The organism is Nitrincola schmidtii (assembly GCF_008973715.1).
GTDB lineage: Bacteria > Pseudomonadota > Gammaproteobacteria > Pseudomonadales > Balneatricaceae > Nitrincola > Nitrincola schmidtii.
This window is the reverse complement of the sequence record NZ_WBOL01000013.1, coordinates 94,276-103,084: the sequence shown is the minus strand read 5'-3', so window position 1 is coordinate 103,084 and position 8,809 is coordinate 94,276. Positions and strand designations below refer to the sequence as shown.

Below are 8,809 nucleotides of genomic sequence, written 5' to 3'. Positions count from 1 at the left end.
TATCGAAGGTAAGGACGGGTATCTTAGTCCCTGAATTGGGATAGTGGGTAGCATGAGCCGTGTACGAGGCCCGTACGCACGGTTCTGTGAGAGGGATGAGGAGGTAACTCCTCACCCTACTCGATTTTCAGTGGAAGCTGAGTCTAACAGGATTAGACCAGTCCTTGATCAATCATGGCATCCGCTACTTTGCGGAAACCAGCGATATTTGCACCCAAGACTAAGTTGCTTGGTTGGTTAAACTCTTTCGCTGTATTACTGCTACGGGTGTAGATACCCAACATGATGTCTTTCAAGCGGTGGTCTACTTCTTCAAATGTCCACTGAGTCATACTAGCATTTTGTGCCATTTCTAATTGGCTGGTAGCAACGCCACCGGCGTTGGCTGCTTTACCCGGTCCATAGCAAATCCCTGCTTCTAAGAAGAGATCAACAGCAGCAGCCGTTGAAGGCATGTTTGCCCCTTCACTGATGCAGTTAACGCCATGCTCAAGAAGAGTGCGCGCATCGGCTTCGGTTAATTCATTTTGCGTTGCACTCGGGAAGGCTGCTTGCGCAGGGAAACGCCAAACAGCATGACCATCTGCAGGGTATTCTTCGGTAGCAATATAACGTGCAGTCGGATGACTATCTAAGTACTCTTTCAAAGAGCCGCGTCTAACTTCTTTGATCTCTTTGAGAAGCGCAAGATCAATACCTTGCTCATGATAAAGTGTGCCTTGAGAGTCCGAACAGGTTACGGGTAGTGCGCCAAGTTCATAGAGTTTTTCGATGGTATAAATGGCGACATTGCCTGCACCTGAAACTAAACAGACCTTGTTCTTTAATGAGTCGCCACGATCTTGCAACATGTTTTCAGCAAAGTAGACTGCACCATAGCCGGTTGCTTCTTTACGGGCTAATGAACCACCCCAATTCAGTCCTTTACCCGTTAAAACGCCTTCATAACTTTTTGTCAGGCGTTTGTATTGACCAAACATATAGCCAATTTCACGCGCACCTACACCGATATCACCTGCAGGCACGTCGATAGTGTCACCGATATGACGATGCAGTTCAGTCATATAGGCTTGGCAAAAACGCATCACCTCCATATCTGAACGACCCTTAGGGTTAAAATCAGAACCGCCTTTGCCACCCCCGATAGGAAGGCCTGTCAGAGCGTTCTTAAAGATCTGTTCGAAGCCCAGGAATTTGATGATGCCCGCATTAACACTGTGATGAAAACGCAAACCACCCTTGTAAGGTCCAAGCGCTGAGTTGAACTGAACACGATAGCCTTTGTTAACTTGAACCTTTCCTTCGTCATCATGCCAAACAACTCGGAAGAAGATCTGACGTTCTGGTTCAACTAAGCGCTCAACAATTCCTTGCTCTCGGTAATGTTTGTCCTTGTCGAGTAACGGGCGGATTGAATCAAGGACTTCTTCAGCCGCCTGATAAAACTCTGTTTGAGCAGGACTGCTTTTTTGCAGTCGAACCAAGGTGTCATGTACGTATGGCATGATATTTTCCTTCAAAATAGACCTAAAGGCACAAAAATGTGACATATCTTACTGTTTACGCACCAAACTTGGGAGAATTTGTTGTTGTTGACAATTTGAAATAACGGATTATTTTTGCATGTATAACATAACTATATGAAATATATTGTTTTTACTGTGTATTAGACTTTTGTATAGAATCGGTTTTTTGATTTATCTTGGTGCATGCGGCGCACAATGATGGATCCCTGAGGTAAATGTAACGATTTAAGTACAGTTAAATTACCTCGCCTTGTTAAAGATCAAAGTTGATGCAATCCCTGTTCATTTAGAATGAATAAATATCACGTAGATTTTTTCACTCAGTAAATAGAAAAATTTAACCAACGAATCCGCGTGGAGTGCTTGTTTCAGCCCTACTAAGCAGTCGCTCTACACCTCATGGAAAACAAAATCAAGAGTTGAAATTGTTTTTAAAATAACTATATTTGGTGTCATATTGAAGTGCACACACTACATATTGTGTTTTCAGGCTAAAATCTAACCAGCTGTTTTAGTCTGTTAATCCTACAAATATTTGATATACGGAAGAGCGGTGTTATGCAGAAAAATCTGATGGTAACCAAACGAAACGGACGCCAAGAGCCCATAGATCTGGAAAAAATTCACCGAGTTATTATCTGGGCTGCCGAAGGGTTACAGAACGTGTCCGTATCCCAGGTTGAACTCAGCGCTCATATACAGTTTTACGAAGGGATCAAAACTTCCGACATTCATGAAACTTTGATTAAGTCTGCTGCTGATTTAATATCAGAAGAAGCTCCAGACTATCAGTACCTTGCTGCCCGTCTTGCAATCTTTCATCTGCGTAAACGTGCATTTGGCAAATTTGAAGCGCCAGATCTCTTTGAGCATGTGACGCGAATGGTTGCTGACAGCCGCTATGATAAGCACCTTGTTGAAGATTATAGCAAAGAAGAGTTCGATGAGCTTAATGCTCATATTGATCACAATCGTGATATGAACTTCAGTTATGCCGCGGTAAAGCAACTAGAAGGTAAATACTTAGTTCAAAATCGTGTGACCGGTCAGGTATATGAATCCCCTCAGATCCTTTACATGTTGGTCTCTGCTTGCTTATTTGCCAGTTATCCAAGAGATACGCGCTTAGATTTTGTTAAGCGCTTTTATGATGCTACTTCATTATTTAAGTTATCTTTGCCAACGCCAATCATGGCAGGTGTGCGGACGCCAACGCGTCAATTTAGTTCTTGTGTACTGATTGAATCGGACGATAGCCTTGATTCAATCAATGCTACAGCAGCTGCGATTGTTAAGTATGTTTCTCAGCGTGCGGGTATCGGTATCAACGCCGGACGTATTCGTGCATTAGGTAGCCCAATTCGCAATGGCGAAGCTTTCCACACCGGTTGCATACCTTTTTACAAGCATTTCCAAACGGCAGTTAAATCCTGCTCTCAGGGCGGCGTTCGTGGTGGTGCCGCTACCTTGTTTTATCCGATCTGGCACTTAGAAGTTGAATCACTGCTGGTATTGAAAAACAACCGTGGCGTTGAAGAAAACCGTGTTCGTCATATCGATTATGGTGTTCAGATCAATAAATTGATGTATCAACGTCTGATCAAAGGTGAAAACATTACCCTGTTTAGCCCGCATGAAGTACCAGGCTTGTACGATGCGTTCTTTGCTGATCAGGATGAGTTTGAACGACTATACCTTCAATATGAAAAGCAAGATGGGATTCGTAAACAGTCTATTAAGGCGGTTGAACTCTTTGGTATTTTGGCTGCTGAACGTGCGTCAACAGGCCGTATCTATATCCAAAACGTTGATCACTGTAATACACACAGTCCCTTTGACCCAGCGGTTGCCCCGGTTCGTCAATCTAATCTGTGTCTAGAGATTGCGCTGCCTACTAAACCACTGAATGATATCAATGACCCCGAAGGTGAGATTGCACTGTGTACGCTCTCTGCCTTTAACCTAGGTGCATTGCAGTCACTCGATGAACTTGAAGAATTAGCCGAGCTAATCGTGCGTGCATTGGATAGTTTGTTGGATTATCAGGACTATCCAATACTTGCCGCTAAACTAGCAACGGTCAATCGTCGTACCTTAGGGGTAGGGGTAACTAACTTAGCTTACTACTTAGCTAAAAATGGTGTTCGTTACTCTGATGGTTCAGCGAATGGGTTAGTACATCGTACCTTTGAGGCCATTCAGTATTTCTTACTTAAGGCATCAAATCAGTTAGCTAAAGAGATGGGTGCCTGTCCTAAGTTTAACGAAACGACCTATGCAAAGGGTATTTTACCCATCGATACCTACAAGCGTGATGTTGATAACTACTGTGAAGAGCCGTTGCACTACTTCTGGGAAACACTCCGAGAAGATATTCGTGAATTTGGTTTACGCAACTCAACATTAACGGCACTGATGCCTTGCGAAACCTCGTCACAAATCACTAACTCTACCAATGGTATTGAACCACCAAGAGGGTATGTTTCTGTTAAGTCGAGTAAAGACGGTGTAATGAAGCAAGTGGTACCAGAGTATCTTGAATTGCGTAATCAGTACGAGTTGCTATGGGATATACCCAGTAATGAAGGTTACTTACAGTTAGTGGGCATCATGCAAAAGTTTGTGGATCAAGCGATTTCGGCCAACACAAATTACGACCCAACTCGTTTCCCAGGTGATAAAGTACCTATGAAACAGTTGCTTAAAGATTTGCTTACAGCCTATAAGTATGGCCTGAAAACCCTTTACTATCACAACACCCGTGATGGTGCTTCAGATCAGCAGGATGATGCTGGTTGTGAAGGCGGAGCCTGTAAGCTTTAAGATATTTGGGATAATCAGGAAATAGAGTAAAACGTATGTCCTACTCAACGTTCACTACCAGTGATCATGATGCAACACTTGAACCGATGTTCTTTGGCCGTAGTGTCAATGTGGCGCGTTATGATCGTCAGAAATATCCTATTTTTGAGAAGCTAATTGAGAAGCAACTGTCTTTTTTTTGGCGCCCTGAAGAGGTAGACTTAACTAAAGACCGTAAAGACTTTGCGGATATGCCAGAACATGAAAAGCATATCTTTTTAAGTAACCTAAAGTACCAAACATTGCTGGATTCTGTTCAAGGTCGATCACCGAACATTGCCTTCTTACCGGTGGTTTCATTGCCTGAACTAGAAACGTGGTTTGAAACTTGGGCATTTAGTGAGACGATTCATAGTCGTTCTTATACACACATTATTCGTAATATCATCACAGAGCCGTCAAAGGTTTTTGATGAAATCGTGACGAATCCTGAAATTGTTCGTCGCGCTGAAACAGTGACTCGTCTCTACGATGAGTTTATTGAATTAGTCACCGTTTATTCGCTTTATGGACCGGGAGAACGGGTGGTAGAGGGTCGCACGCTGGATGCGACTCTCTATAACCTCAAGAAAAAGCTTTATCTGACGTTGGTTTCCGTCAATGTCCTTGAAGCGATTCGTTTCTATGTCAGTTTTGCTTGTTCGTTTGCTTTTGCCGAACGTGCAATTATGGAAGGTAATGCAAAAATCATCCGTTTAATTGCGCGTGATGAGGCACTTCATTTAACAGGCACACAGCAGATGATTAATATTTTAGCATCAGGTAAAGATGATCCTGACTTTAAAAAGATCGCTGTTGAGTGTCGTCAAGACGTGATCGAAATCTTCCGCGAAGCGGCACAGCAGGAAAAGGATTGGGCGGTTTATCTATTCAGCCAAGGATCGATGATCGGCTTAAACGCGCGCATTCTGGGTGACTATGTCGAATACATCACTAATGTCAGAATGAAGGCACTGGGTCTTGAGGATCTTTTTCCAACTAGACAGAACCCACTACCGTGGATGAATGCTTGGTTAATCAGTGACAACGTTCAAGTTGCTCCGCAAGAGTCAGAAATCAGTTCTTACTTAGTGGGTCAGATTGATAATGACGTTGAAACTGAAGACTTTGATGGTTTCGATCTGTAAGGATTAGCATGTCGGGCATACCTAGAATAAAGGTAAACAATTTCCATACCTTTTATTATCAGTATGAGTTTTCGTTGTTGGATTCACTTGAAGCTCAATCCATACCCGCACCTTATAATTGCCGCGGAGGATACTGCGGCACCTGTAAGGTACGTCTGTTGGATGGAAGCGTTGAGCAGGTGCAAGACGCTTTGGTTGACTTAAAAGAGGATGAGATTCTCACATGCTGCTGTCGACCAGCATCACATATTGAAATTGAATTACCGGACTGAGTCAGTCTCAGTCCATTCTTCTCACTTACCTATCTCTCTCTCTTCTCGTTAAGCGCTTGTCTGCCCCGATTTAGGGCAAAAATCAACCCTCTTTTTTAAACTTTTGCACAACTAAAGTGCTTGACATCATTTCTTTGATTCAGATCAATGCAAATAGTGATGTCACAGTATTGACTTAAATAAGTCATTGAATATAAAGATATTATTTGATTTGGTTGTTTTTGATTCAATTTGCTGGAGGCCACGTACTACGCTGAGTGCCGCCATTGATCCAAAAACTAATCACAGTTTTATCCACAGATCTTGTGGGTAAGGTGTCTTGTGTATAACTATTCAGTTTTCTGTTTAAATTCACACAAGTCTTCAATAATGCAAGCATTACATCTCGGTTTTCTGGCGACACACACATATCTTCCATGAAGAATTAACCAATGATGTGCATCGAGTAAGAATTCCTTTGGTACTAGCCTCATTAAACGTTTCTCAACTGCTAGCACATCTTTGCCTTTGGCAATATGGGTTCGGTTAGACACTCGGAATATATGCGTGTCAACGGCCATGGCAGGCTGCCTAAAAGCAGTGTTAAGAACTACGTTAGCGGTCTTTCTGCCGACACCCGGAAGCTTTTCCAGTTCTTCTCGCGTTCTGGGGACTTCACTTTGATGTTTTTCAATTAGCAAAGCACAGGTCTTGATCACATTCTCCGCTTTGGTATTGAATAAGCCAATGGTTCGAATGTGTTGTTTTACACCATCCACGCCTAAGGCTAATAAAGTCTCAGGGGTGTTGGCGATAGGGAAGAGTTGTCGAGTAGCCTTATTGACACTGACATCGGTTGCTTGAGCCGAGAGCATCACGGCAATCAGAAGTTCAAAGGGTGAGTTGTATTCTAATTCTGTTTTAGGTTCTGGATTTTGATCTCGAAGACGAGAAAAAATTTGATAACGTCTTTCAGCGTTCATGATCAGCTCGGAGAATAAATAACTTAAAGGGGTTAATTAACGTATCCTTCAAAAGGACTAAACCGTAACGAATTGATTACGTCCTGTTTGCTTCGCTTGATACAGGGCTTGGTCTGCTTTTTCTAACCAGTGTTGGTAGGAAAGATAAACGCTGTCTGCTGCTGCGATCCCAAGGCTGATAGTCACTAAGAGCTGTTCATTGGCGTAAGCAATAGGATGAGTTTCAATTTTGTAACGAAGGCGTTCAGCTAAAATTTCAGCATTAGCAGCCGGAGTATTCGGAAGGATAATGCCAAACTCCTCGCCGCCAAAACGACCAGCAATATCAGTAGAACGAATCATCTGTTGAATCACTTTGGCTAAATGAACGAGCACGGCATCTCCGGCTAGGTGTCCATAGGTATCATTTACCTGCTTAAAATGATCAATATCTAGCATGATAAGACTGGTAGGATGTTGTGTCCTTACAAAACGTTCATATTCTTGCTCTAAGCAGTGTTCCCAATAGCCACGATTATTAAGTTTGGTGAGTCTGTCTGTACGACTAAGATGACTCAACTCATGATTGGCAGCAGTGAGTGCTTGGTGACTGACGGCTTCATCCGTGACATCGTAAACAATAATGGCAACTTGTTTGGTAACACCAGACTCATCATTAAGCGGCAATAACGTAATGTTTTGATACATCATGGATGCGGTGCCGGTAATGGGTCGGTAGCTCTTAAATTGAAAGAGTCTTGGACGCTCTTCCCAAGTGATAAAAGAGGGGTTATGTAACGAAATAGTGGTGTTTAGTTTGCGACGAAACCATTGTGTATTTAATTCTGGAAAATGGGAAAAAAATGAAGATCCCAAAATTCGTTTGGGCATAATGCCAGAATGATTGGACATAAACTGATTCCAGAAAGTCACAGTGAAGTCACTTTCCAAAATAATTAATCCAACATCCAGCCCTTTTAGTAATGCAAGTTGAGCTTGAAATGAGGGTGTATTCTGAGGACTCATAAGAATCCCTCTAGCTGTTCAGTCAGTCGCGGAATTGAGTCTTCGGTAAATAGCAGTAATAGATCACAATGGGTGTTCTTGTCACCAAACTGATAATCAATTTCAATGCAGAGTAATTTCTGATCGGCCACTGGGCTTTGATCTAACTTGGGAGGTTCACAGTGAAACCCAAGAATTCGAGGAGTCCCACGGCTTAGAGAGAGTTTAAGCAGCCCGCTAATGTTCGCAAAAAAAGCGCCCGTTAAAACATTGGCGATATCCATCAGCACTTCTCGATTTGCTGTTTCACTGAGGTTATCTGGATCGTAATCAAGCAGTGCAGCCAATTCCGTAATTGAAGATTCTTGGAACACCAGCAAAGCTTCCCCAGAGACACCCGCGCCAGCAAAGCCTTGGCTAACCGTAGTGACGGGTTCATTACCCGTTGCTGCATTCAATGTCATCATTAGTTCCGGAAAGCTAATATGATCAACTCTAGGAACGGGAAGGTGGATAAAAGTATGTAACATGCTAGCAAGCTGACTGGCTGTTCTTCCCATGGCAATGTTGGCTATTTCACGAACATTATCGATCAAATTGATCTGAGTGGGCGAAGATTTAGAAACAGAACCTTGTTGCGGTTCAAGTTCTGATAGTAGGCCGTAGTCGCGTAATGAATTATGTAACAAGGAAGCACTGATTGGCTTTGCGATAAAGCCAATAGCGCCTAACGCTAGCACTTTTTCTCTGGCAGAGACTTGCACGTCACCAGAAACAACGATGGTAATGCAAGGAAGGTCATCACGTTTAATGCGCTCAAGCACTTCATAACCATCCATGATCGGCATGGTTAGATCAAGAAATAATAAGTGGCCTTTACCTTGTCTGATCGCTTCAAGTGCTTTGAGTCCATGTTCAGCGAAGGTTATATCAACATTCCAGTGTTCGAGTGCTCGACTCATCTGATTTCGCGCTAATTGAGAATCATCGCAAATAATAACTGGAATGGGCGCTGACACAGGGTAGGCTCCGTTAAAGAGTGAGTCACGTTAAAAGGTTGATAACTGAATCCTGAA

At 42.9% G+C, this 8,809-nt stretch carries 7 protein-coding genes; 3 read left to right on the top strand and 4 right to left on the bottom strand.

The annotated features are described in order from the left end of the window. Positions 1–152: 152 nt before the first annotated feature. The gene (gdhA, locus tag F7R24_RS11980; protein ID WP_151671494.1) at positions 153–1,505 is read right to left on the bottom strand and encodes an NADP-specific glutamate dehydrogenase; all 1,353 of its coding nucleotides are present in this window, start codon (positions 1,503–1,505) and stop codon (positions 153–155) included. Between the two features lie 579 nt (positions 1,506–2,084). Between gdhA and nrdA the strand changes: the two genes are divergently transcribed. From nrdA to yfaE, 3 genes are read left to right on the top strand one after another with little or no spacing between them, the layout of a single operon-like run. Further along, a complete protein-coding gene (gene nrdA / locus F7R24_RS11975; protein ID WP_151671493.1) occupies positions 2,085–4,349 on the top strand; it encodes a class 1a ribonucleoside-diphosphate reductase subunit alpha in 2,265 nt (754 codons plus the stop codon). Between the two features lie 35 nt (positions 4,350–4,384). Then, the gene (gene nrdB, locus F7R24_RS11970; protein ID WP_151671492.1) at positions 4,385–5,515 is read left to right on the top strand and encodes a class Ia ribonucleoside-diphosphate reductase subunit beta; all 1,131 of its coding nucleotides are present in this window, start codon (positions 4,385–4,387) and stop codon (positions 5,513–5,515) included. A gap of 8 nt (positions 5,516–5,523) precedes the next feature. Next, positions 5,524–5,787 (top strand): class I ribonucleotide reductase maintenance protein YfaE, encoded by a 264-nt coding sequence (yfaE, locus tag F7R24_RS11965; protein WP_151671491.1) that lies wholly within the window; start codon positions 5,524–5,526, stop codon positions 5,785–5,787. 329 nt (positions 5,788–6,116) lie between these two features. Here the strand turns inward: yfaE and nth are convergent, their stop codons facing one another. Genes nth through F7R24_RS11950 form a run of 3 tightly spaced genes read right to left on the bottom strand, consistent with a single transcriptional unit; the run spans position 6,117 to position 8,752 of the window. Further along, positions 6,117–6,749, bottom strand: coding sequence for an endonuclease III (nth, locus tag F7R24_RS11960; RefSeq protein ID WP_151671490.1), 633 nt, complete (start codon positions 6,747–6,749; stop codon positions 6,117–6,119). A gap of 57 nt (positions 6,750–6,806) precedes the next feature. Then, a complete protein-coding gene (locus tag F7R24_RS11955) occupies positions 6,807–7,754 on the bottom strand; it encodes a sensor domain-containing diguanylate cyclase (protein WP_151671489.1) in 948 nt (315 codons plus the stop codon). Continuing rightward, positions 7,751–8,752 carry a response regulator gene (locus tag F7R24_RS11950; RefSeq protein ID WP_151671488.1) on the bottom strand — a complete coding sequence of 334 codons (1,002 nt, stop codon included), beginning with the start codon at positions 8,750–8,752 and terminating at the stop codon, positions 7,751–7,753. Before F7R24_RS11950 ends, F7R24_RS11955 begins: the two co-directional genes overlap by 4 nt. Positions 8,753–8,809: the final 57 nt, after the last annotated feature.